Source organism: Paenibacillus amylolyticus (assembly GCF_051136285.1).
Lineage (GTDB): Bacteria > Bacillota > Bacilli > Paenibacillales > Paenibacillaceae > Paenibacillus > Paenibacillus amylolyticus_F.
The window spans coordinates 5,106,656-5,131,428 of sequence record NZ_CP194938.1 but is presented as its reverse complement, the minus strand read 5'-3'; the positions used below and the strand labels follow the sequence as shown (position 1 = coordinate 5,131,428).

Annotated in this window: 18 protein-coding genes; 4 read left to right on the top strand and 14 right to left on the bottom strand. The window is 47.4% G+C overall.

Annotation, left to right across the window (positions count from 1 at the left end; genetic code table 11):
* Positions 1-15 precede the first annotated feature (15 nt).
* A complete protein-coding gene (locus ACR8BL_RS22315) occupies positions 16-825 on the top strand; it encodes a histidinol-phosphatase (RefSeq protein WP_434749572.1) in 810 nt (269 codons plus the stop codon).
* A 242-nt stretch (positions 826-1,067) separates the two neighbouring features.
* Here ACR8BL_RS22315 and ACR8BL_RS22310 read toward each other — a convergent pair whose 3' ends face one another.
* From ACR8BL_RS22310 to ACR8BL_RS22285, 6 genes are all read right to left on the bottom strand, one after another.
* Positions 1,068-1,652: a GNAT family N-acetyltransferase gene (locus tag ACR8BL_RS22310; RefSeq protein WP_434749571.1), complete on the bottom strand. Its 585-nt coding sequence runs from the start codon at positions 1,650-1,652 to the stop codon at positions 1,068-1,070.
* Between the two features lie 143 nt (positions 1,653-1,795).
* Positions 1,796-2,527, bottom strand: a complete 732-nt coding sequence (locus tag ACR8BL_RS22305) for a metallophosphoesterase family protein (RefSeq protein ID WP_434749570.1) — start codon at positions 2,525-2,527, stop codon at positions 1,796-1,798.
* A gap of 31 nt (positions 2,528-2,558) precedes the next feature.
* Positions 2,559-3,515: a metallophosphoesterase gene (locus ACR8BL_RS22300; RefSeq protein WP_434749569.1), complete on the bottom strand. Its 957-nt coding sequence runs from the start codon at positions 3,513-3,515 to the stop codon at positions 2,559-2,561.
* Positions 3,516-3,706: 191 nt separating this feature from the next.
* The gene (gene sdhB, locus ACR8BL_RS22295; RefSeq protein ID WP_434749568.1) at positions 3,707-4,471 is read right to left on the bottom strand and encodes a succinate dehydrogenase iron-sulfur subunit; all 765 of its coding nucleotides are present in this window, start codon (positions 4,469-4,471) and stop codon (positions 3,707-3,709) included.
* A 398-nt stretch (positions 4,472-4,869) separates the two neighbouring features.
* Positions 4,870-6,612 (bottom strand): succinate dehydrogenase flavoprotein subunit, encoded by a 1,743-nt coding sequence (gene sdhA, locus ACR8BL_RS22290; RefSeq protein WP_434749567.1) that lies wholly within the window; start codon positions 6,610-6,612, stop codon positions 4,870-4,872.
* Positions 6,613-6,682: 70 nt separating this feature from the next.
* A complete protein-coding gene (locus ACR8BL_RS22285; protein ID WP_434749566.1) occupies positions 6,683-7,351 on the bottom strand; it encodes a succinate dehydrogenase cytochrome b558 subunit in 669 nt (222 codons plus the stop codon).
* A gap of 334 nt (positions 7,352-7,685) precedes the next feature.
* On the opposite strand from ACR8BL_RS22285, the gene ACR8BL_RS22280 reads away from it, so the two are divergent.
* Positions 7,686-8,609 carry a LysR family transcriptional regulator gene (locus tag ACR8BL_RS22280; protein ID WP_434749565.1) on the top strand — a complete coding sequence of 308 codons (924 nt, stop codon included), beginning with the start codon at positions 7,686-7,688 and terminating at the stop codon, positions 8,607-8,609.
* A gap of 96 nt (positions 8,610-8,705) precedes the next feature.
* Here ACR8BL_RS22280 and ACR8BL_RS22275 read toward each other — a convergent pair whose 3' ends face one another.
* Together ACR8BL_RS22275 and ACR8BL_RS22270 are read right to left on the bottom strand one after the other, a co-directional pair.
* Positions 8,706-9,377, bottom strand: coding sequence for a potassium channel family protein (locus tag ACR8BL_RS22275; protein WP_342552671.1), 672 nt, complete (start codon positions 9,375-9,377; stop codon positions 8,706-8,708).
* Positions 9,378-9,410: 33 nt separating this feature from the next.
* The gene (locus ACR8BL_RS22270; RefSeq protein ID WP_434753211.1) at positions 9,411-10,730 is read right to left on the bottom strand and encodes a TrkH family potassium uptake protein; all 1,320 of its coding nucleotides are present in this window, start codon (positions 10,728-10,730) and stop codon (positions 9,411-9,413) included.
* Positions 10,731-11,209: 479 nt separating this feature from the next.
* Here ACR8BL_RS22270 and ACR8BL_RS22265 point away from each other — a divergent pair, with 479 nt between their 5' ends.
* On the top strand, positions 11,210-12,907 hold the full coding sequence (locus ACR8BL_RS22265; RefSeq protein ID WP_434749564.1) for a CPBP family intramembrane glutamic endopeptidase: 1,698 nt from the start codon (positions 11,210-11,212) through the stop codon (positions 12,905-12,907).
* Here ACR8BL_RS22265 and uvrC read toward each other — a convergent pair.
* Positions 12,876-14,864: an excinuclease ABC subunit UvrC gene (gene uvrC / locus ACR8BL_RS22260; RefSeq protein WP_434749563.1), complete on the bottom strand. Its 1,989-nt coding sequence runs from the start codon at positions 14,862-14,864 to the stop codon at positions 12,876-12,878. The genes ACR8BL_RS22265 and uvrC overlap by 32 nt on opposite strands.
* A 345-nt stretch (positions 14,865-15,209) precedes the next feature.
* Complete coding sequence (gene trxA / locus ACR8BL_RS22255) at positions 15,210-15,527, bottom strand: thioredoxin (RefSeq protein WP_090919457.1); 318 nt, start codon at positions 15,525-15,527, stop codon at positions 15,210-15,212.
* A 264-nt stretch (positions 15,528-15,791) separates the two neighbouring features.
* Between trxA and ACR8BL_RS22250 the strand changes: the two genes are divergently transcribed.
* Complete coding sequence (locus ACR8BL_RS22250) at positions 15,792-15,947, top strand: YqzM family protein (protein ID WP_110897381.1); 156 nt, start codon at positions 15,792-15,794, stop codon at positions 15,945-15,947.
* Between the two features lie 170 nt (positions 15,948-16,117).
* Here ACR8BL_RS22250 and dnaI read toward each other — a convergent pair whose 3' ends face one another.
* From dnaI to ACR8BL_RS22230, 4 genes are all read right to left on the bottom strand, one after another.
* Entirely contained in the window at positions 16,118-17,068 is a 951-nt protein-coding gene (dnaI, locus tag ACR8BL_RS22245; RefSeq protein ID WP_434749562.1) for a primosomal protein DnaI, read from the bottom strand.
* A gap of 263 nt (positions 17,069-17,331) precedes the next feature.
* Entirely contained in the window at positions 17,332-20,115 is a 2,784-nt protein-coding gene (locus ACR8BL_RS22240; RefSeq protein WP_434749561.1) for an alpha-mannosidase, read from the bottom strand.
* Entirely contained in the window at positions 20,112-23,291 is a 3,180-nt protein-coding gene (locus tag ACR8BL_RS22235) for a beta-galactosidase (protein ID WP_434749560.1), read from the bottom strand. The genes ACR8BL_RS22240 and ACR8BL_RS22235 overlap by 4 nt, the downstream gene beginning before the upstream one ends.
* Positions 23,288-24,607 (bottom strand): glycoside hydrolase family 125 protein, encoded by a 1,320-nt coding sequence (locus ACR8BL_RS22230; protein ID WP_434749559.1) that lies wholly within the window; start codon positions 24,605-24,607, stop codon positions 23,288-23,290. The genes ACR8BL_RS22235 and ACR8BL_RS22230 overlap by 4 nt, the downstream gene beginning before the upstream one ends.
* Positions 24,608-24,773 lie beyond the last annotated feature (166 nt).

The following is a 24,773-nucleotide window of genomic DNA, read 5'->3' as shown; positions in this document are numbered from 1 at the left end:
GGGTAGGGATTCCATATGAAATTTGATCTTCACACGCATCATTTCCGCTGCGGTCATGCGGACGGTAACATCAGGGATTACGTTGAAGCAGGCATTGAGGCAGGACTTCAGGCTATCGGAATCTCGGATCACACCCCTTACTTTGGCAGTGAACTGGAGCAGGCGCATCCACGAATTGCGATGGGTAAATCTGAATTTCAACATTATGTAGCTGAAGTGCTCGCGTTAAAAGAAGAATATGCTGGCAAAATTGATGTTCTGCTCGGGATCGAATCCGACTACTTTCCGCCTCATGCTGAATTGTACCGGACAACGCTGGAGCAGTATCCTTTTGACTATATTATCGGTTCCGTCCATCACACAGAGGATGTGAGCATTTTCAACAAGACCCGCTGGAACGGACTAAGCACTGCTCGTAAAATTGAAGTGAAAGAAGGCTACTACGCATTGATCGCGCAATCGGCCCGCAGCGGCATGTTCCAGATTCTTGGACATATCGATGCCATGAAAGGCAATTATCCGCCATTCTCCGAAATTATTGCAGACCATGCGATTGATGAAGCTCTGCAGGTGATAGCTGATGCCAACGTTGCGATTGAAATCAACACTTCAGGCAAAACCAAGCTTAGCGGCGGCTGGTATCCGTCCGATGCCATTCTGGAACGTGCCAATCATTACGGTGTAAAAGTCACCTTCGGTTCGGATGCTCATATCCCCGGCCGGGTAGCGGATGAGCTTGACGATGTACGCACACGTCTGCGGGAAATTGGTTTCACGGATTGGGTATATTTCAAGCAAAAGCAAATGCAGATTGTGCCGCTATAAAAGCTGGCGAAAAGAAAAGATCCCCACGTAGCATAAATATGCGTGAGGATCTTTTCTTGTTTTATTCAGTAACTAAATAGACTAGCGCTATATGTCTAAACAAAAAAATGAACCCGCTCATCGCGGGTTCCAACTGCATTATCTATTATCAAAAAGGGGGTCATGAGATAAGTTTACCCCTTGTCTGTTAGAGTTCAATTGCAGCAATATTTCAATTGTGTAACAAAAGATTGAAGTTCGTTTCAATGCTGAAACTGTTCTCGATACATACCATATACCTTAACATCCATGGAACATTCAGACGCTTGATTCTCTCCATCATTCAGGCCATAGGATGGGAGATTGCGCTCATATGTCATGCCCATTTTAAGGAGTACCCGCTCGGAGGAAGCATTGGCCTCATAACATCGTGCTTCTACGCGCCATAGATGAAGTTCGTCGAATCCAAATGTCAGCAGACGGTGAACAGCCTCAGTCGCCACGCCTTTTCCCCAGCACGACTTGTCCAGGATATAACCGATCTGCGCAGTCCCTTTTTGATCGTTCCAGTGCTGAAAAGAGGTAATGCCGATCACTTGCTCCCTCCCTTTCCAACAGATTCCGTAATGCAACGAATCCAGCTTGGCACTGCTGCTCCGGATCTGATTAAGCAGTTTCCTCGCCCGAATAGGTGGAGGCTGGCTCCCTCGATTGACATATCGAATCACTTGAGGATCGGATAATAGTTCAGATAAAGTCATATAGTCACCCTGACGTAATGACCGAAGTACAAGACGTTCTGTCCATAAGGCTGGCAGGCCTTGGATTAACATCTCTCGGTTAAGCATGACAATCACTCCTTTGTCTAACGGGTTTTAGTCCGGTAAGACAAGCATGCTCTGAAGATGATCCGGCATTATACAAATGATCTCGTGACATAAATTATAGTATATCCGTTATTGTTTCAACCTTATTCTGTCACGATGCATATTTACTCCTGTAATCCGCGATAGATGCCTGAACGTATCTCACGAACATAAGCATCGAGTGCCGGAACTTCTGCTTTCTGTGCGATCTGTACCTCATGTTCAATATCGTAAGGAACCCGAACAAACTGAAGGTTAAACGGCTTCTGGTTATCCTCGCCATATTCCCCTTCGAGAATACAATATGAGGCTTGCGGAAGATCAAGCGGATTGCCTATGCTCCCTGTATTAAACAGCATTTTTCCATCCAGATATTGCAGGAATGCATTATGCACATCACCATAACCCACGACATCAGCTGCACCAGCCTCTGAATCGTCCGTTGGAGAATTAAACATCGCCAGTCGCTTATCCATCTCATCCCATGGCTGCACTCGATGGTAGACACTTTGGGGTGAAGCATGAACCAATCGAACCATGCGTCCACTTAATTTAAATTCATGACTGAAAGGTAGACTCGCCAAATAAGCCACTCGCTCGGCTCCCAGCCGCTCAGCTTGCCATGTGAAATCACGTACATCTTGGTTCACAGCGACAAGTTCATCCCAGTTACCGCGAATGACCACTTCACACACTGCTCTGACCTGATCCACCACTTCAGCTGGCTGTGGCCCCTTACCTACAAGGTCACCCAGACAAAAGATTCTGCTCAAGCCGCGATGCTGAATATCTTTCATCACGGCTTCCCAGGCAGTCATGTTGCCATGAATGTCGGATACAATCGCTATTCGTTCCATCGGGTTAACCTCCATTCATGTTTATTAAGCCTTAACGTTCGCTCACATCATCCCGGCTCAAGTGAAGCACGGTCAGTTCAGGTCTGCATAGAAAACGAATAGGTAGCTGCGTCATACCAAACCCCCGATTCACGTACACCGGCATCTGGCTCTGAGTGGTGTAATGTAATCCCTGGATATATTTGCGCGATCCCCGCGGAGTTGTCATAGCTCCGAACCAGGGAAAACGAACCTGACCACCATGGCTGTGACCTGAAAGCTGCAGCCCAAATCCATATGGAACGGCATAATCAGCATAATCCGGTTCATGCATCAGAAGCAATTTCCATATGCTCTCATCCAACCCTGTAACGGCTTCTTCCGGGTCTGGCTTACCTGTTAACGCATCATCCAGGCCTACTACTGCGATCTTCTCGCGTCCTTGTTCTATAATGACATGTTGGTTACACAGTAACGTAAAACCGGCTTCATGAAACATGTCCCGGACGTCCTGTTGCTGTCGTCCTCGATAGTCATGATTCCCCAAAACAGCAAATTTTCCGTATCTTGCCGCCATTGAGGCTAGCACCGGCACACACTCACGCATTGGCTCCGCTTGTCTCTCAACGATATCTCCGGTAAAACAGATGAGATCCGGCTGTTGCTCCTCGATTTGTGCTGCCAGTTTACTCAACTCGTTCAGACCTGTATGAAAACCAAGGTGTGCATCACTGAAATGAACAATACGCAATCCATCAAATGATTCAGGAAATGAAGGGAGCTTGAGATCCATGTGATTGATCTGTAAACGCTTTGGCTCCCACAGCGCGTATCCCAACGTCAGCACACTGGCTACCAAGGTCATGACATTTTTTCGTAATTGGAACATTCGACGAGAAGGGTCGTGATCCTTTTCTTCTCCAGGAAAAAGAGGTTCATTGGATCCGTTGGGCCTGTTCAGGTCCCGGGACGGCAGATTACCGTTGTTTAAACGAGGTGCTTTTCCCATCTTTCCCCTCCTCGGATCGTGTTTCTTAAAAGTTGTTATAAGCCATATCCATCCCTGTAGTATATCATATTCTGCATAGGTTGCCCGCTTCCTTCGGTTGAAGACAAAAGAAGCCGTGCCCCGGATAATGCTACACGGGTTCACGACTTCTTCAAGAAGCAGGGTGGACCTCTGCTTCTACATTAGAACTTTTATACACCCAGCCAACGTTTGAACATGTGCTTGGTGGTTTGTTTATTCATCTCTGCAATGGACGTCGTAAGTGGAATACCTTTTGGACATGAACGCACACAGTTCTGTGAGTTTCCGCATCCTTCAATACCGCCATCTTCCATCAACGCTTCCAGACGCTCGTCTGCGTTCATCTCACCTGTAGGGTGAGCATTGAACAGACGTACCTGGGATAACGCTGCGGGACCAATAAAATCGGTCTTTTCGTTAACGTTCGGACAAGCTTCGAGACATACGCCACAAGTCATACACTTGGACAGCTCATAAGCCCACTGACGTTTCTTCTCAGGCATCCGAGGTCCAGGACCGAGATCATAAGTGCCATCGATTGGAATCCAGGCTTTAACACGTTTTAGAGCGTTAAACATCCGTGTACGATCAATGACGAGGTCACGTACAACCGGGAATGTTTTCATCGGTTCGATACGAACCGGCTGTTCAAGCTTATCGATCAGCGCCGCACACGCTTGACGCGGCTTGCCGTTAATAACCATGGAACATGCGCCGCACACTTCTTCAAGACAGTTGGATTCCCAGCATACCGGAGCAATTGACTTGCCCTCCTGATTAACCGGATTTCTCTGAATCTCCATAAGGGCACTGATCACGTTCATGTTCGGACGGTACGGAAGTTCAAACTCTTCGGTGTACGAAGATGACTCCGGGCTGTCTTGACGGGTGATAATAAACTTGACGGTTTTACTCACTGTTGCTTGTTCCGTCATATCGTTGTCCCCTCCTCTGGTGACGATGATTGTATTGCTGGTGCGCAAAGCGGTTGGTTGGGTGCTCGGGTGGACGCTTCGGTCGTGGAATGCCCTTTGGATCGCCATTATCCTCGAATTTTTTGGTTCCACCCTTACTAGGGTGAAAATTCGATGATAAACGCGAACGCTTCGCTTCTTTCGGGCATTTCCACTCCCTCCGCTACGACAGTGCACCTCCTGCTGCTGCTTTGCTGGAGATGCAATCCATTCATCTGGATTGCTTTAAGTTTTTGGAAGCCCGCTAATGCTGGGCTTCCTTGAATTTAATGAAGGTGCACAAAGCGGCTTTTTGAGTGCTCGGGTGGGCGCTCCGGTTACAGAATGCACTGTGGATCACCCATTGCTCCCTCATCAGGTTAGTCTTTCGAGTAGTCCCGGATACGTGGTGGAATCAGGGATACGTCGATTGGCTCGTACGAGATTTGTGGACCTTCCTTCGACCAGCTCGCGATGGTCGTTTTCAGGAACTCTTCATCGTTACGCTCTGTAAACTCCGGTTTGTAGTGCGCTCCGCGGCTCTCGTTACGCAGCAATGCCCCGAGTGTCATCGCTTCAGCAAGCTCAAGCATGTTCCACAACTGGCGAGTAAATGCCGCACCCGGATTGTTCCAGCCGGAGTTGTCGTACATGTTGATTTTGCCATAACGCTCTTTCAATTCTTTGATTTTGCCAATAGTCGCTTCAAGTTTATCGTTGTAACGAACCACGGTCATGTTAGCTGTCATCCACTCGCCCAGCTCTTTGTGAATCACATAAGCATTTTCCGTACCTTGCATTTTCAAGATGCCTTCGTATTTGTCGGTTTGGCGCTTGGTGTAACCGTCGAATACAGAAGAAGAAATATCAGCAGATGATTTCTTAAGTCCTTTGATATATTCAGCTGCTTTCGGTCCAGCTACCATACCACCATAGATTGCGGATACGAGTGAGTTTGCACCCAAACGGTTTGCACCATGATATTGGTATTCACATTCGCCAGCTGCGAACAACCCTGGAATGTTGGTCATTTGGTTATAATCTACCCACATTCCGCCCATGGAATAGTGGACTGCCGGGAAGATTTTCATCGGAATTTTACGTGGATCGTCACCCATGAATTTCTCATAGATTTCAATAATTCCGCCCAGTTTAACATCCAATTCCTTCGGATCTTTGTGAGAGAGGTCGAGATATACCATGTTCTCACCGTTCACACCAAGTCCCATATCTACGCAGACGCTGAAGATTTCACGTGTTGCGATATCACGCGGAACAAGGTTACCGTAAGAAGGATATTTTTCCTCAAGGAAATACCAAGGTTTTCCGTCTTTGTAAGTCCAGATCCGTCCACCTTCACCACGCGCAGATTCGGACATCAGACGCAGCTTGTCATCTCCTGGAATGGCTGTCGGGTGAATCTGAATAAATTCGCCGTTAGCATAATTCACGCCTTGCTGATATACCGCACTTGCAGCAGTACCTGTGTTAATAACGGAGTTTGTTGTTTTACCGAAAATGATACCTGGACCACCGCTCGCCAGAATAACGGCTTCGGCTGGGAACGTCTGTACCTTCATCGTTTTCAGATCCTGTGCCACAATACCGCGACATACACCTTCATCGTCAATAACTGCTTGCAGGAACTCCCAGTTCTCATACTTGGTCACGAGACCCGCTGCTTCCCAGCGGCGTACTTGCTCATCCAATGCATACAACAGCTGTTGACCTGTCGTTGCACCTGCAAACGCTGTACGGTGATGCTTCGTTCCACCGAAACGGCGGAAATCGAGCAAACCTTCCGGTGTCCGGTTAAACATAACGCCCATCCGGTCCATCAGGTGGATGATGCCAGGTGCTGCTTCGCACATCGCTTTAACTGGCGGTTGGTTAGCGAGGAAGTCTCCGCCGTAAACCGTATCGTCAAAGTGAACCCATGGGGAGTCTCCTTCCCCTTTGGTATTTACCGCACCGTTGATACCGCCCTGGGCACATACGGAGTGGGATCTTTTAACAGGAACCAGTGAAAATAAATGAACATGGACTCCGGCTTCAGCCGATTTGATCGCCGCCATCAATCCCGCGAGACCGCCGCCCACAATAATTACATTCGATGATGCCATTGCTAGTTCACTCCCTTATAAGTATGCCTTAATTCAATAAATTCAAGATTACAAACAATATTCAACAAGCTTAGACCAGAACTGATTTTACGCTGTCGATCATTGAAGTAGCTGTCTGGAAATCAACGTTCCGGAAAGCAAACAATGAAGCGATAAACAAAATGGAAATAATAACAAACATGCTCATACATACGTAAGAGGATACACGCTGCGCACGCGGACCAACTGTGATACCCCAGCTAACAAGGAACGACCACAAGCCGTTGGCAAAGTGATATGACGCCGCAACCACGCTGACCATGTATATTGCAAAGGTTATCGGATTCGTCACAGCATTATGGATGACGCCGCCAATCTCTTCATGTGTTACATTACCCAAAGCAATTTGTACACGCGTCTCCCATACATGCCAGATCACGAAAACAAAGGTGATGATCCCGCTGACCCGTTGCAAGGTATAACGCCAGTTGCGCTCATTGCCATAACGTCCAACATTAGGTTTGGCCTGATAAGCGATATACAAACCGTATACACCATGATAGAACAGTGGCAGCCAGATGAGGAGCGCCTCAATAACAATAACAAGAGGCAAACCGTTCAGAAATGCAACGGCACCGTAAAAAGCTTCTTTGCCGCCTTCAACTGCCGTGAAGTTCGTCACCAAGTGCTCAACAAAAAACAGACTGAGCGGAATGACGCCAAGCAAGGAGTGCAGCTTTCTGGAGTAAAACCCTTTCATAAAATGTCGATCCCCTTTCGCTAAATACAACGTTTTCATAAATGTTAATACTCATACCTTATCACGACTCGAACACTTTTCCATGAAAAGGTTAGACAAATTGTTCCGTTTTCATCAGGTGTGAACAACTTGTGTCACGATTCATGTTACTCCTTTTTTTCTTATAAGGGAATTGCAATATAATTATTAAATGTTATAACCTATAGGTATAAGCTTTGAAACAACGGGTTTGTAGGTCATACAATCTTATAATATCCGGTCAAAAGGCCATACAATAGGGCAAACGATTAATCAAGGGCAAGAATCACATACATAAGAAAAGAGGGTCGTGTTCATGTTCGAAGAATTAAACGCATTTGCAGCGGTTGTAGAACAATCCAGCCTGAACCGCGCATCCAAATTACTGAATCTGTCCCAGCCGGCACTCTCACGCAAAATTGCCAAGCTGGAGGGGGAACTGGGCGTGTCCCTCTTTCACCGCCGCGGTAAGCGGCTAGAATTAACGAACGTAGGTCAACTTGCTTACACCTTCGCCGTCGAGCAAAAACAGCAGCAGCAGAAATTTCTCACCATGCTGTCTCAATATAAGGATGAGAAACAGAGTATTATTACACTCGGAGCCAGCCTGACGACACTCCAGACCACCCTGCCTCCACTCGTCAACGCCTTTATGGAGAAACATCCTCATGCTGAATTGAAGCTGTTAACAGGCAAGACACATGAGATCGTTTCTTTTGTACGTGATAAAAAAGCCGATGTGGGCATTGTCGCCTCGTCCATTAGCGAAACAGGGCTCAATTGTGTGCCTCTGTTTGATGATCACCTTGAACTGGTTGTGCCGCTTACGCACCCTCTTGCTGACAAAGAAGCCGGGATGGAGCATTTGCAGGATCTGCCGATGATTACGTTCTCCAAAGGAACATGGTACCGAAAACTGACAGATGATCTGTTCCAACGCTGTACAGTGATGCCTGACATTCGTATGGAGATCGATTCCTTCGAAGCAATTATCCGCCTGTTGCCGACCTGCAAAGCTGCTGCCCTGCTTCCCAAATCCTATCTTCGCCCGCAGCTGCTGGCAGATAATGATCTCGTTGCGGTACATTTACCCCAATTGAAACAGACTCGAAGAACAACCTGCATGATCTATGGGGAAAAGGAAAACCTCAGCGAAACCTCCAGACAATGGGTCAGGGAGACGGCTGCATTTTTTACAGCAAAGGCGCCATTGCCCTCAAGGAGGACAACAACGCCTTGATTTCATGAAGATGGCGCAGCTTATCCGATTATTGAGACAAACTGATGAAGAGGGTCATCCACATCACCAGTTGATTATCAAAATAACTTTATCTGCTTAGCTCTCTTGACTAATAACTTCTTCTTCAAAACGGTCAATATCATTATTATTACCAATAATGACCATGATATCCCCCATTTGCAGGGAATCCATCGCCGTCGGGGCAATAATGACCCCGGCTTCTTTTTGCAGCGCAACGATGCTGCAATTGAAGCGTACGCGTGCATTGAGGGTAGAGAGTGTTTTATTGTGCAGACAAGCAGGTACCTTCATCTCAACTATGCTGTAATCATTGGATAATTCGATGTAATCCAGCAGGTTTGGTGTAACTAATTGGTGAGCGACCCGAATGCCCATATCCCGTTCAGGGTATACGACGCGGTCAATACCCAGCTTGTCGAGTGCCCGGCCATGAAGAACGGAGATGGCTTTAGCCACAACCGTTTTGACACCCAGCTCTTTGAGCAGGATGGCGGTGAGGATACTCGTCTGGATATCGTCGCCAATCGCAACGATGCCGCAGTCAAAATTACGAATGCCCAGGGAGCGCAGCACTTCCTCATCCGTAGCATCTGCCACTACAGCGTGAGTGACCAGATCACTCATGTCTTCGACGAGTTCTTCATTTTTATCGATACCAAGCACCTCATAGCCTAGTTCCATTAATTCCTGTGCCAGACTAGAGCCGAACCGGCCAAGTCCAATCACCGCAAACTGCTGTTTTTTCATTGTCCCTCACGAACCCCTCTATCCAAATAATGACTAACCAATAATCATTTTACCTTCCGGATACCTATACAGCTCTTTTTTGTTTTTCTGCCCCAATGCATATGCCAACGTGATCGGCCCAAGCCGTCCTGCAAACATCGTAAAACAAATCATTAATTTGCCAAACGTGGTCAGCTTCAGCGTCAAACCAAGTGAAAGTCCTACGGTGCCAAAGGCGGATGTCGTTTCAAATAAAATCATTAAAAAAGTACTGTCCTCTGTTGTACTCAGCACCATCGTAACTGTAATAATGAATAACAGCGCCAGCAGCGTAATTGTAAGCGCCTTGAAGATCCGTTCCTGCACAAGCCGATACCGGAAAAAGACGATATCCTCCCGTCCACGCATCATGGCAATGACCGCTCCGGCCATAATCAGGAATGTCGTTGTTTTGATGCCGCCTCCTGTTGAACCTGGCGAAGCGCCGATAAACATTAATATTATCATGAAAAATTGTGTGGCCTGCCGCAGTCCAGCAATATCTACTGTGTTGGCCCCGGCTGTACGTGGTGTTACCGACTGGAAGAACGAACCGAGTATTTTACCGCCCCAATTCAGGCCGCCCAGTGTCCGCGGGTTGCTGAACTCAAACACAAAGATGACCAGTGCGCCAAACACAATCAACAAAGCGGTCATCAGTAGCACAACTTTGGAATGCAGCGACAGCTTCTTTGTTTTATGATAATCCACCAGATCGGACAGCACAACAAAACCAATCCCTCCCGAAACGATCAGAAACATCGCGGTAAAATTGACAAGCGGATCATAGACATACCCGGTCAGACTGCGAAAATTACCAAACATATCAAAACCGGCATTGTTAAACATCGAGATCGCATGCCAGTACCCATAATACATCGCCTGCCCAATGGGCATATCAAACGACCAGCGCAAAGCAAACAAGGTGCCGCAGATCCCTTCCAAAATTAGCGAGTAGATCACAACCTTGCGAATCAGCCTCACGATGCCTTCCATCGTGCTCTGATTCATCGCTTCCTGCAAAATCAATCGCTCCTTGAGCGATATTTTTCGTTTGAAGGCAATCGCAACCAGCGTAGACATCGTCATAAAGCCGAGACCGCCGATCTGTATCAGAATAGCAATAATCACCTGACCGAATACTGAAAAATAGGTTCCCGTATCCACAACAACCAGTCCTGTCACACAGACAGCTGACGTCGCCGTGAAGAGAGCATCGATAAAAACCAGACTTTCACCGCCGCGGCTGGATACTGGAAGCATGAGCAGTAGTGTACCCAGCATAATAATGCTGGCAAACCCCAATACCAGAATACGTGGCGGCGATAATCGCATCCATTGAACATTCGCTTTCACTTCTGTATCATCCACCTCTGCTAAAAAGAAAATAACTCCACCCTGTGGAGCCCATGTATCAATCATAAAAAAGCAACATATAATTGGAGTTAATATACATCTTGTTCATTTTAATAACTCTGTACGTTCTATAATTCAGTTCGTTCTCCCTATAATTCAGTTCGTTCTACGTTCTATTCGTTCCCTTGTTAGACTTGAGGCATGCGGATTTTTGCATATTTGCTTCAAAATTATAAGCGCTGTGGCGATTACAGACAAAACGATTTTTGTGTAAATAACATCGAATTCGTGCAAAAAGGGAAAAAAGTTCATGTCCGGAAAGCTGTATCCGTTTTTTTTGATCATTTTCATTCATTTTCAAAGATTTACACCTGTTTTCGTGATGTCATTGGCAATGGGTACATGCCCTGTGCTATCTTTACTTAATATGTAGTTGAATAAAGGAGGAACACCATTTCATGAATCCCTTAGGGCAGCCTTTACAGCTTAAGGCTAACTTCAAACGTTTGGGGTTGCTTGCGGTGATCGGCCTGATTTTATTTTTTGTCTTTCAGATCTTACCTGCAACCTCATCACAAACGACAGAAATCTCGTCAACATCCTTCATTAGCAAGGAAAAAGCGATTCAGTCTGCACGTTCATTTGCAGCTTCTGTTGATGACTACACACTTCCGAGCAGCGACAGTAAACCTCTTGTAACCTATCAGACCCATTCCGATATTTACGGATACATGGCGAAGACAAAACAGCTTAGCACGTACAATCAGAAGTGGGAAGCAGCCTATCCTTACGATGTGTACCGCGTTCGCTTGTTTGATCAGGACAAGGGCGGTTACCTTAACGTTGACGTACATATGAAAACAGGAAAAGTGGTCGCTTTCAAACGTGTACAGCCTTCCTCGCTCTATACGGCCGTTGAAACTCAACAAGAGCAGGGCATCCAGAGCACTTCAGAGTCGCTTGCGGAAGGACACATGCCTTTGAACGAGAAAGAAAAACTGGCGGCTGGTGTATTAAAAGAATTTGGCTTTGACGCTCCCAAGCTTCAACTGGATACACGGGATGGCGAGCCGGGTCTGAAGTACACGGATGCAAGTAAAACGATTGGCAACTCCAAGCTAGAATTGAATTTCACTTTTGAAAATGGAGCTATTCGTTCGTTCGATCCGGGGTTCTCCGTACCGAAATCTCACACGGATTATGTTAAAAACCAGACCCAATTGGCCAATTGGTTAACTTACGGTGGTTACGCCTTTCTGACATTTGTCCTCGGGGTTCTTGCCATCATCTACAGCATTCTCGCTCGTGCAAACACTTCGTTTAAACGAGGCTTGGTGTTATCACTGGTATACTTCGCTGCTTCCATGATTGGTACACTGAACATGTTACCTCTCTTTAAGGCACAGGGACTTTCCAGCTTCATGTTAGTGTTTCTCATGCTCATTCAAGCAGGGATTACAATTGTGATGAGTGTCACCATATATCTGTCACTTGTAGCAGGCGACGGTATGTGGCGTAAAATCGGATTTAATCCATGGCCACGTGCCAAGGAGCCAGGTTACGGCAAATATGTGCTGCACAGTATGTTTACCGGTTATCTGTGGGCCTTCATTCTGCTAGGTGTGCAATCCGTTCTGTTCTTTATTCTGGAACGCAGCATTGGCACATGGTCCACAACCTCCGCAGATCAATCGACGTATAACATGACGTATGCATGGATCTTCCCGATCATGGCCTGGATGGCTGGTATTGGCGAAGAGGCGGTATATCGACTGTTTGGTATTCGCATGATGCAAAAGGTCGTGCGTAACACGTTTATCGCCTGCCTGATCCCTACACTTATCTGGGCGCTTGGACACACGCTGTATCCGATCTATCCGGTCATTACTCGCCCGATCGAGCTAACCGTCATCGGACTGTTATTCAGCCTGATCATGCTCCGTCACGGCTTCATTGCTGTTGTTTTCGCACATGTCATCTTCGACAGCCTGCTGATGGGACTCAGCTTGATTTTCATGGGAGATGCACTGAATATGGGTGCCGGAATTTTCTGGATTGTTTTGCCGGCTATTGTTGGATATGTAGTCTACCGTTTCAATCCAAAACAAAAAGAGAAGCCGTATGTCACGACTCCTCATCACGAAGTGCTGCAATAATCTGAGTTGCTAGTTTATCTCCAATAGATAGAGGCCGGAAGTCTTCGACGCTGGCCTCTTTTATTTTGCGTAAAGAGCCAAAATGCTTCAACAGCAGCTTGCGCCGTTTCTCTCCGATGCCTGGAATGGAATCCAGCCGAGACGTAACCATCGATTTACCGCGTTGCTCACGGTGAAACGAGATCGCAAATCGGTGAACCTCTTCCTGAATCCGCTGCAGCAGATAAAACTCCTGGCTATCCCGCGGCAGGGAAATCACCTCTGGTGGATTGCCAATCATCAGCTGTGATGTTTTGTGTTTGGCATCCTTGACCAATCCACAAACCGGAATGAATAACCCCAGCTCGTTTTCAAGCACATCCACAGCAGCCGAAATCTGCCCTTTACCACCATCGACCACGATCAAGTCAGGCTGGGTCAGGTTTTCCTTAAGCACCCGCTCATAACGACGGCGGATGACTTCTCGCATCGTTTCATAATCGTCCGGCCCTTCCACAGAACGCACTTTATATTTGCGGTATTCCTTCTTGTCGGGTTTACCGTCGGTAAACACAATCATGGCAGATACCGGATTCGTACCCTGAATGTTCGAGTTATCAAATGCTTCGATCCGGCGCAGCTGATCCAGACCGATCCAGCGTCCCAATCCCTCGGATGCTTTGGAAGTCCGCTCTTCATTACGCTCGATGAGACGGAACTTCTCCTCCAATGCCACCCGTGCATTGTCGAGTGCCATCGTAATCATCTGGCGTTTTAATCCGCGTTGCGGAATATGGACTTTGATCTCCAGCCACTCTTGAAGAGAGGCAGCCATCTGGGACGGTTCCTCCAGCTCGGATGGCAGCTTGGCGTTTGATGTCTCCAGCAGATCGGCTGAATCGTTATTTTCTACCTCATTTGTATCCGTGCCATAAGTTGTACGCGTCTCAGCCACAAGTGGCTCGGATCCTGAATCGATAGCATCCTCTCCAGAGATCAACTCTTTTGGCATCTCCGGCAACAAAATCTCCTGTGGCAAAGCTGGATTGTCACTGTAATATTGTGTTACATAAGACATGAAATCACTGTAGGCCTCACCGTAAAACGGAAAAGTGGACACATGGCGTTCAATCATTTTCCCCTGACGCATATATAGAATCTGGACACACATCCAGCCTTTATCAATCGCAAATCCAAAGACGTCACGGTCTCTGGCATCCGCCATCGTAATTTTCTGTTTTTCCATGATCGCATCAATCGCAATCACCTGATCACGCAGTTCTTTGGCTCGTTCAAAATACAAATCTTCGGCCGCTTCCTGCATTTTGCGCTGCAAGTCCTTCTTGATCTCCTCATGCCCACCGCTCAGAAATGATCCGATTTCTTGGGAAATCTCGTCATACTGCTCTTTGCCTACTTCCTTTACACAAGGAGCAAGGCATTGACCCATGTGGTAATACAGGCATACTTCCTTCGGCATTACGCCGCATTTGCGGAGCGGATACATCCGATCCAGCAATTTTTTGGTTTGGTGTGCCGCATACGAATTCGGGTAAGGCCCGAAGTATTTGGCTTTATCTTTCAGCACACGGCGGGTCACTTCGAGCCGCGGATGTTTTTCATTCGTTATTTTAAGATAAGGAAATGTTTTATCATCTTTGAGCAATACGTTGTAACGGGGCATATGTTTTTTGATCAGGTTACACTCCAGAATGAGTGCTTCCATATTGCTGCCTGTCACGATGTATTCAAAATCTCGAATATCCGCTACCAGACGTTGTGTCTTTCCATTATGACTGCCAATAAAATAAGAGCGCACACGGTTTTTCAGCACTTTGGCTTTACCAACGTAAATAATGGTACCTTCACTGTTTTTCATCAGATAACAGCCCGGCATGTCTGGAAGCAGTGCGAGCTTGTGGCGGATCTGCTCCAGTGCCTTCTCCTGTTCATTTAACTCCTGCATAAATGGATCCATAATTCGGTGAGTCCTCCTTTCCGAAAAATTGAAGCCTTCACCTTACATGTTACACTCCGATGACAGAATGAACCTTTGATCGCTGTTATCCCCAGATTTTTCTGATCCCTTTCCAAAGGGGAAAATCCGGTGATAAAGGCGAACGCTTCGCTTCTCCTGTTCATTTCTGTCCTCTCCGTTAATCATGTAAATTTCCAGTTTCATTTTAAAATCTTTCGTAGATATCTTATATCATAATACATTACTTATATTGTCCTGTATCAAGCTTTTCGACGCAAAACGCCCCCGGCATGTAAACCGGAGGCGATGTGTCAGCCTGCACTTAGTAATGTTTTGGCTTGAAGTTTATTGATGTTTTTCGATGATTCCTTTGAGAGCTTCTTTGGAGTTCAAACCAACCACTTTATCAACTGGTTGACCGTCTTTGAAGAAGATCAGTGTTGGAATACTCATTACGCCGAAACGGGAAGCAGATTCTGGATTCTCATCCACATTTACTTTAGCAATTTTTACGGAATCGCCAACTTCTGTGGACAGTTCTTCCAGAATTGGAGCGAGCATTTTGCAAGGACCACACCAAGGCGCCCAGAAATCTACCAGAACCGTTCCTTCTCCTTCGACTTCCGTGTTAAAGGATTGATCGGATACGTTAACAATAGCCATGAAATTGTCCTCCTTATATATACTTACGGTTTTATTTTAACCTGTAACGTCGTGAACGACACTTCCAGTATAACACATGTGCGTTAAACTTGTGAAATGAACAGCTAATGTTCATCTTCCCAACATGAAATCTTCACAATTACAGGTGCAGCAGGTCATCTGCAAAATCTTTACAAACGCTTTCTTTTCCAAGTATACTAAAATTACTCCGGATTGTAGCCCTGCTTGCAGGCCAAGCTATCAATCCTCAAAGGAGGCAATACGATGGACGCTAACATTCGGATGACCGACCCACGTGAACATGTGAACGAGGAGCCACGCAACGACCTCTTCGATCTGATTATGGGTGTTGTCGGCATGGGCGGCCTGATGACTGTCATCTTCTTTGGGATGGTAATTTTCAAATTCCTGACCGAATAGGATGTTCAAGATCATTCAGACTTCCACAGACCAGAAAAGCCCGGTTTTCGCATATTGCGAAAGCCAGGGCTTTTCTTGGCATATCTGTGTATTTAACGTAAATCACACTGACTCAGGTGCTGACGCGATAACCCTCTTGAGCATGATAACAACTCGACTTTTCCACAAAATCAGTCCTTGCCACGCTGATTCTCGCCCCGAACCTGAATAACATCCACAAATGGACGAATCCGATCCATCAGACGTTGGCCTTTGTTCATTTCCTCGCCATCCCGATTGGTAAAGCTCAAGTGTTTCTCAAGCCCTTCCAGGTTGTAATTAGACGTATAGAACGTCGGCTTGCGATTCATTCGATAATTGAGAATTGAGCCCATCACATGATCCCTCACCCACGGGTTCAGGTTCTCAGCTCCAATATCATCAAAGATGAGCAAATCACAACTCTTCAGAACATCCGTCATTTCCTTGAGCTTCTGCCCTTCACTGATCATGGATTTCAGATCCTCCACAAAGTCAGGCATATAAATGATAACACCCGTATGACCTGCAACTGCAAGTTCATGCAGCAGATAACACATCAGAAACGTTTTGCCGGTTCCAAACGAACCTTCCAGATATAGCCCTTGCGTTGAAAGTCCGTTGGCTTTGGTCTCGCTAATGTAACGGAGTACCCGGTTCACCGCTGGTGCACGCATGCGATCTTTGCCCATAATTTCCACATCATTATACCCCGTGCTGAGGGCACGCTCATCCACATAGAAACTGCGAATCCGCTGTTTGATGATATGTTCATTTTGCCGGGCAATCTGCTTCGAGCAAGGCGCTTTAATATCTATAATTTCGGGTTTACCGTTGAAGTTCTCTACTTCCAGTTTGCAAAAATGACCCTGAAAATCGTTGGGACAGTTGTCGAGTCCCGGACAATTCGCGCAGTTCTTCGAATCTTTGGCATATTGAAACAGCTTGCTCAGATCGGGCATGAGCTGTGCATCTTTCAGTTCAGGATGACCTGCGCGGAACTCACGCACATACGGGTCTTCCAACAAATCCGCCATAATTCGCCGCGACTGCTCACGAAAGGAAGGGTTCAGCTGCTGAAGCAGTCCTCCCAAGGATTCCATGGCTTCAAGCCCCCTTAATGTTTCAATATAGAATGAACAATGAAGTGAACCCATGACCATCTTGATGGCATAGAAACTTTCGATCATTTGCAATTCTACTGTTCATTCTATAGAAAAACAACCAATAACTCAACTAATAGATCTGGTAAATAGCGTAACCCTACCGCTACCGTACGTAATGCCTAGTTTATAGTACGCTTGCAGTCCTGTACCTTTTAGCGTGTGTTCAAAAGTCTGTTTTTCGACTCTTTAAACAACTTTTATCAGCGGCGCAAGCCGACAGTAACGATCTCGCATGAACCTGTCTGTATGTTCCATTCCTTGCTGGCAAATGATAATGTCGACGCCTCTTCTATGCTGCGGGCATGAAGCCTTTCGCCCTCTTCCTCCAGGATGTTGCTTTTGTATGCCGTTTCGAACGGCTGCGGATTCGCTTGTGATGTTGCAAGATTCAACGTGGCAGATTCGGTGGTCATATTGAACCAGCGTAGCATGACATCGCCGGAATCTTCATTTACCTTGAGTGAAGAAAATGCTAAACCGTCTCCTTGCCATGCAAACGGTGTGTTGCTAGGTGTCAGATAACCCGAGTGTACTTCAGTCTGTGCCAGCGTCCAAGGAACCTGGAACTGATAGGCCTCGGTATATGCACCTGATGCTGCACCATTGCCATCGTGGGGAATGATCTCGATTTTAAATGTATGTTCACCAAGGCATTGTGCTTCCGGTGTCGGGAACAAACCCCAGTCTCCGAGTTCGCCCACCGCACGAAGCAGCGTTACGGCGATGGTGTTACGTCCATCTTGAAGCACTTCATATTCATTCAGACCCAGATTGGCCACGACCAGTCCCGCATCTTTTTCACTCACATCCACAAAACTCTGTTGATGCTGTGTATTGCTTGGATTTTGCCACTCCGGTGCAGGCTTGTTAGCACGCGTTGCGATTTCGAACATGGAATCCACATGATGAACCCCAGATACCAGATCGGTTGGGAAAAGAGCACGTACCCGGTGATCCTTCGCCTGATTGTTGAAGGTTGTTTCCACTTGTACTCCTTTTCCACTACGACTAAGCGATATAACTGTACGGATCTGAAGTGGGATCATTTTCGCTGAACGCTGGGCTTTGCGGTGTGGATAATAAATCAGTTCTCGTTGTTCCTGATCCAGCATCTCATCCGCCAACTCTGGTATTTCCCAATGATGAATCACTTCGAACGAGGCCAAATATGATGTATCCTCAAGGACACGAATCTCAGCCTGAAGCGCTTGTGTTGTCCGTGCCACTTCATTCTCTGGCTGCTTGAACATATATTCATTACCGATATCGCCCACATTTTCGTACACGCCAAGGTCCTTGTAAATTCGGCCTGTTCGTTTATCCGTGATTTTGAATGAACCGTTGTCTGCAATCGTGACGATCAAATATTGATTCTCCATGCCACGTTCACCACGCAACAGCGAAGTCGTTTTCAATGGAGTACCACTCGTTGCAGCATCCCTAAAGTTAACCAATGCAAAGGTCTTCAGCCCAAATGCAGCTACATTCTCTGTTTCAAAACGAATACGTACTCGCCGACAACTATACGGCTGACGGAAACGGTCATCCGGCAGATCATAGCCGAATTGCAGACCCAGATCCTCCACCGTACATGGAATGTGGTTACCTTCTTCATCTACAAGTATGCGGTCTGACAGATCAACGGCTTTCATCTGCGCCGCCATCTCTTTCAATGTATATCCATCCCGGAAATACAATCGAGCCGCGTCCAGTTCCATCTGAACCACACCGCTTCGTTCCCAACCCGTTGTATTAAACACTACAACAGGCCGGGCATTTTCGCCGTAACGCTCAAAGTTGGAGGTATCGACAGCTGTAGCAATCTGGCTGGTACTCTCTTCAATTAAAGCCTCTGCCACATGACGGCTCTTATCAAACCGTGTCACCATCTCGCGGTGCACCTCATCCACACTGCATCCACAGATGCTGTCATGTGGGTGATTCTGCATCAGCGTTTTCCAGGCATATGTCAGTTGATCATGTGGATAGGCATGACCAAGCAAATAAGCGTAGGATGCCAGGGGTTCGGCCACTTTTTCCAGCATGGTCTGGCCCAGCTGGTTCATCTGTTTCAGATATACACGAGCCGAGGCGGTGTTCACCAGAGTTCCCCAGCCATCGGTACGCTGGCTGCGCAGTTCGCCTTTGACCGTGGACAACTCATGTTCAGACGATGCTCTCAAAGCTTCCAGATATTCTGGAAAGTTAGAGTGAATGAACTCAATGTCGGGATGTAATTGTTCAGCCATGCGAATCGCTTCTGGCAGGTCTCGCTGAATCGGCTGGTGGTCACATCCGTTCATGTACAACAACTCATTCGTTGATGCATATTTCTCAGCGTCTGCAAGCTTGGTTTCCCAGAACTTGCGAGCCGAAGCCTCGTCTACCGGAACTTCATTTCCGTTGGAGTACCAGTTGGCAAACAATACGCCGAGCACTTTCGATCCGTCTGGCCCTTCCCACATCAGCTCCGAGAAACTTGATTCATATCCGGCATCCGATACCGTATTATTAAATCCCGTAGGCTTCACACCACGTCCAAAGAACACATTATCAATGCCTGATTGTTGCATCAGCTGCGGAGCCTGTCCGACCAATCCGAATGTATCGGGAAAGTAACCAATTTTCGAAGGGGTGCCGTAACGTTTGGCGTCTTTATGTCCAACCTGCATGTTGCGCACATTGGCTTCTCCGCTCGTCAGAAACGCATCCTGCAAAATATACCATGGTCCGATCACAATCCGCCCATTGCGGATATGTTTCTCCAGTCGTTCCTTCTGCTCCGGGCGAACCTGAAGATAGTCATCGATGATAATCGTTTGTCCATCCAAATAAAAGCTTTTGTAGTCCGATCCCTCATCAAGCTGATCCAACAGTGAATCGACGAGTTGAATGAGTCGCATATGATGCTTCTCATACGGCAAATACCATTCCCGATCCCAGTGGGTATGCGAAATAATATGTGCTCTCTTTTTCTTGTTCATCGTGTTATCCCACCTCTTTCGTCTTGTTGTACAATCTCAACCTCATCAGGGCGATACACCGCAGTCAGCTTTCCGTAAGCATCCGTGGCAAACAGCACCGAACGATTTTTCTCCAATTGGAACGAGTACGATACACCTGTACGTTGATCTCTCACGTGAACTTCATCGTCCAAGGCAAACTCCGATACAAATACATACAGATTTCCTTTTGGAAAACTCAGCTTCCGGCCATAGAGCCCTGCGATATCTCCGCCAGATATCCATTCCAACTCCTGTTCGATGCCCGAAATTTCAGTCGCATAACGATACAATTCAGCAAGTGGTTCATCCCGTCCGTTTAACTCCACTGGCAGTGGGGTCCAGATTAATTTCCCTTTACCCAAAGGCAAAACGGTTACTTCATCTGCTGTACCTTTATCCCCATGAAGCAACGTCTCCTTGGCCACCTCGGCGATCCGACGCCGTCCATAGGTCACCCGGTGATTCACGCCGTTAATATTCAGCAGTTCTTCCCGCTGCACGTTACCCAGACTGCGTTTGCCTACGATATGATCGGCCCGGTCACTAGTTTTCCAGTATGCGTCCAGCCCCAGTGGTCCAGTGATGAGCAGACTTGTACCTTCCTTCTCCGCAAACGTGAGCAATTGTTGAAGTGCATCGCTGTCCATATTATGTGGGCTCGGCACGATAATCAGTTTCGGTGGCTGCTGCTCCAACGCTTCCAGATGATATTCGGATAACGCACGGAACGGAAGTTTTAGATCATAAGACATTACGCGAGTAAGCTTTGTTGTGGCATCATAGGCCAGGGCACGGTTAGAGAAGTCATTGGAGTATGGGAACACCACTGCAATATCCTCCAGCTCACGGTCTTCAAAGAGATCACGAATGCCATGCATGAATCGGCCAAAATCATAAGATACATCCGCCTCCGGTTTCTCCGTACCATCTGCACGCAAGGCTCCGATATGAGATTCATTGGCATTATCCATATAGAAGTTGGTGTTCCAGATCCATTGCACCGCTCCTGCGCCGCCTGTCGAGAAAGCATACGCGTACTTGCGTTCGAGAATGCCACGAAGCTCTTCTTCCGTACGTTTGGCTCGCCCATCTGGAGTTTCCACATACATGATGCCCGTCTCCTGAATGAGATTTGGTTTATGTGGCGTTTTAGCGAAAATGCCGTCCCAGATCAGATCATCGTTTAACCACCAGGAATGCACGGTTGTATAATCCACTTCACGTTCATAGAAGAACGGTGACGGACGCTGTGCACCAAGCGCTTCGTCCTGCCCAACGGTAACCATATGATCGGGAACCAGATCCTTGATTGTACCTACAAGCTCTCTTGCCCAACCATTGTGCATCTCCATGGAAAAGAGACAATAATCAAGCCAGCGCGTTCCTTTTTTGGCCTTGTGCATGTCCTGTACATCAAAGTTAATCTCTTCCGCCTCCGGAATCACCGCGGCTGCAAAATTCGGAAGCTGCTTCGGTGACATGTTCCATGCCTCCTGCAACGCCTCAATCGTCGGATGACGCTGCTGAAGCCAAGCGATAAAAGCCTGCTGTTCATACGAATCCCTCGCCGAGCTTGGGCCAGCTGAGAAGATACGCACCGGATCAAACATCGATGGCTCGTTAATCAGATCCCAGTCCACATGGGTTGTATGCGTGTGACGACTGACGATGCTGCGGATGAAACGTTTCTGTGCTTCGACACTCTGCGGGTCCAAATACGGATTCGTGCCTTCCCATGTCTCCGGTGTAAAGGAGAAGAAAGTGAACGTGACCTGCAAGCCGTGGCGTTTCGCCGTTAAAATAAATGCATCAATGGCACGAAGCACATCTTCTGCCATATGTCCGTCCACCTGCATCATGTTGCGATAGGCGGTCCAGATTCCCGTCCGAATCCAGTTGATGCCGGCTTTTGCCATCTGAGCCATGTCTCGGTCCCAGACATCCGCATTGGGCAGAAATAAAAATTTCCGTGCCACATCGGAGGTCATGTAGGTCATGCCCACAACAGGCAGAGGACGTCCGTCTTTTACAAAATAGTCCCTGCTGCGGGTAATCAGTTCCCCTTCTGCCAGCAGTGCTGCATCTTGTCCCCAGAAGCCTTGACGCAAGATCCGAACTTCCCCGTCAGGTGCCTGCGCGTGGCATACGATCCGATACAGCCCACTTTCAATGGAAACCGGGAGAAGTATGCGTTCGAAACGCTGCTCACCGGAAAGTTCCATCTCCAGTTGATGGCTCCATACCTTCTCCGTCATGCCACTTGTGCGATCCTCATGCTCGACCGTTATGTCGAATGTCCACAGCTCGGACTCCGTAAGTCTGTTGCCTGCACGCTGTAAAATCTGGCCTTGAAGTGTGAGTACAGCCCGTTCATCTGACTCATACGAAGCATAATTCGTTTTCAGGGATAACTCGGTTACACCTTGCGCACAGTATTGCGCCCACTTCAAAATCTCGTCAGCGCCATCCTGCGCCCAAAATGAAGTGGTCAGCGGCAGATGCACAAACATCCAGCGTGAACCAACAAAAGTCCCGCGGGAGTTTTCCCACAGAACGACCGGAGCGGCGATGCTGCGTCCATCCTTGCTTATACCACGAAGTAATGGGTAAATCTGCGTACTCATCGGTCCTGATGAACCCATCTGGTGAGGCAGATCACTTGTTTTGGTTGTATGTGGAACCAGATTCCATGTATCTGAAATCTCAAAAAGTCCTTCTTTGCCGGCAAGGAGCGGTATCTGTTCAGATGACGTGTACGATTGCACATTGGCAGAAGATACGTTCAACGCCTCATGAATATAGAGTTCCTGGTGATACGCGGTCTGCTCGGACTCTACAACCCATGCCCCATTCTCATATCGAACCGGACGTTTGAAAGGCGCACCACCAACACTGATCAGGTTCCCTCCCTGATGCAGATAAGCTACAATCTCCGTCCAAGCGGATTTGGGGAAATAGGGTGCATGCAGATTTACGAGACATCCTTCACCAGCTGTAGCTTTCAAAGCCTCTGCAAGTTCTTCGGCGTTTACAACGATGATCTCTTCGACTGTTTTCCATGCATTCCGAGCCTGTGGAGTTGGCATAACGCCTTCCATCGGAAACGTAGGATCAGCGAAGATAATCAGCTTTTGATCATTAGGCTGGATACTCATAACAGGCCATCCTTCATGGATTTATAGACCAACTGGGAGAACAGACTGTTGGACCATGCAAACCATTTTCGTGTAAAAATCGTTGGATCATCGGCGTGGAAGCCTTCATGCATATACCCGGTATCCGCATCTGTCGCTTCGAGCATTCGAATAATCTCCAGTTTCTCTTCGGCAGACTGCGCAGTCAGTCCTTGCATGGACAATCCCATATGCCAGATGTAATCTGGCGGGGTGTGCGGGCTACCGATCCCTTTGGCAACCTTGCCCTCATAATAGAACGGGTTCTCTTTGCTCAGAGCGAAGCAGCGCGTATTCTGGTAGATCGGATCATCCGCTGTGACGTAACCCAGATATGGAATGGACATCAGTCCCGGTGTACCCGCATCGTCCATGAGACAGTGGTTGCCATAACCGTCCGTCTCGTACGCATAGATTGGTCCAAATTCGGGATGACGATAAATCCCGTACAGCTGAATGCCGTGATCCACGTCCTGCTCCAGATCCTTCAATTCCTGCAAAAGTTCCATATCCCGGAACACCCACTCGGCAAACTCCTGCATTTGGCGCAGAGCGACCACCGCGAACATGTTGCCTGGAATGTTGTAGTGGAAATCACAGGCATCATCACTGGAACGGAAACCGGACCAGATCATTCCTGTGTAATTGACTGGCATACCTTTTCCGTGATTGCGCAGGGAATCTGTTGGGATACCGTTATTGCGAGTGAAGCGATATGGAGATTGTTCCATGTGATGCTGTTCGACTTTGAACAGGTCCACGATTTTACGCATCGCTGCTTTGAAACTGGAATCGAAAATGTCAGTCAGTTCGGTTTCCTTCCAATATAAATACGCCAGGCGTACAACAAAACATAATGAATCAATCTCGAATTTGCGTTCCCACACCCAAGGCGACATCTCGGTCTCGTCCGTGGTATTCCAGTGCCAGTCATTCGCCGTCTCATTGAAGGCATTGGCATAGGGATCGATGTGAACATATTGGATATGACGTTTGATCAGCCCGCCAATAATGCGTTGCAGGTCCTCGTCTTCTTTTGCAAACGGAATGTAATGTACCACCTGCTCCACGGAATCACGCAGCCAAGAAGCCGGAATATCTCCCGTGATAACAAAAGTCGTGCCGTCCTCCATCAACTTGGTTGTTGTTTCGATGGTGTTGGGGAAGCAGTTTTTGAATAATTGAAGCAGTTTTGGTCGGTGAGCCAGTTTCTGTTCTGCTTCTTCGAGCACGGCCTGAATGGATTGTGGCAAAGCAACAGGCGGCATGGGTATTTTGGGTAATCTGAACTGTTCCATGGATGAGTGCAACTCCTTAAACAAATTGAATGGTGTAGCTATACAGGATCAAGCTGAGAACATTCACACTAGACCACTACGATGACAGAATAACCTTCCGATCGCTGTTATCCCCAGATTTTTTTTGTTTCCCTTTTCTAAAGGGTAAAATCTGGGGATAAAGGCG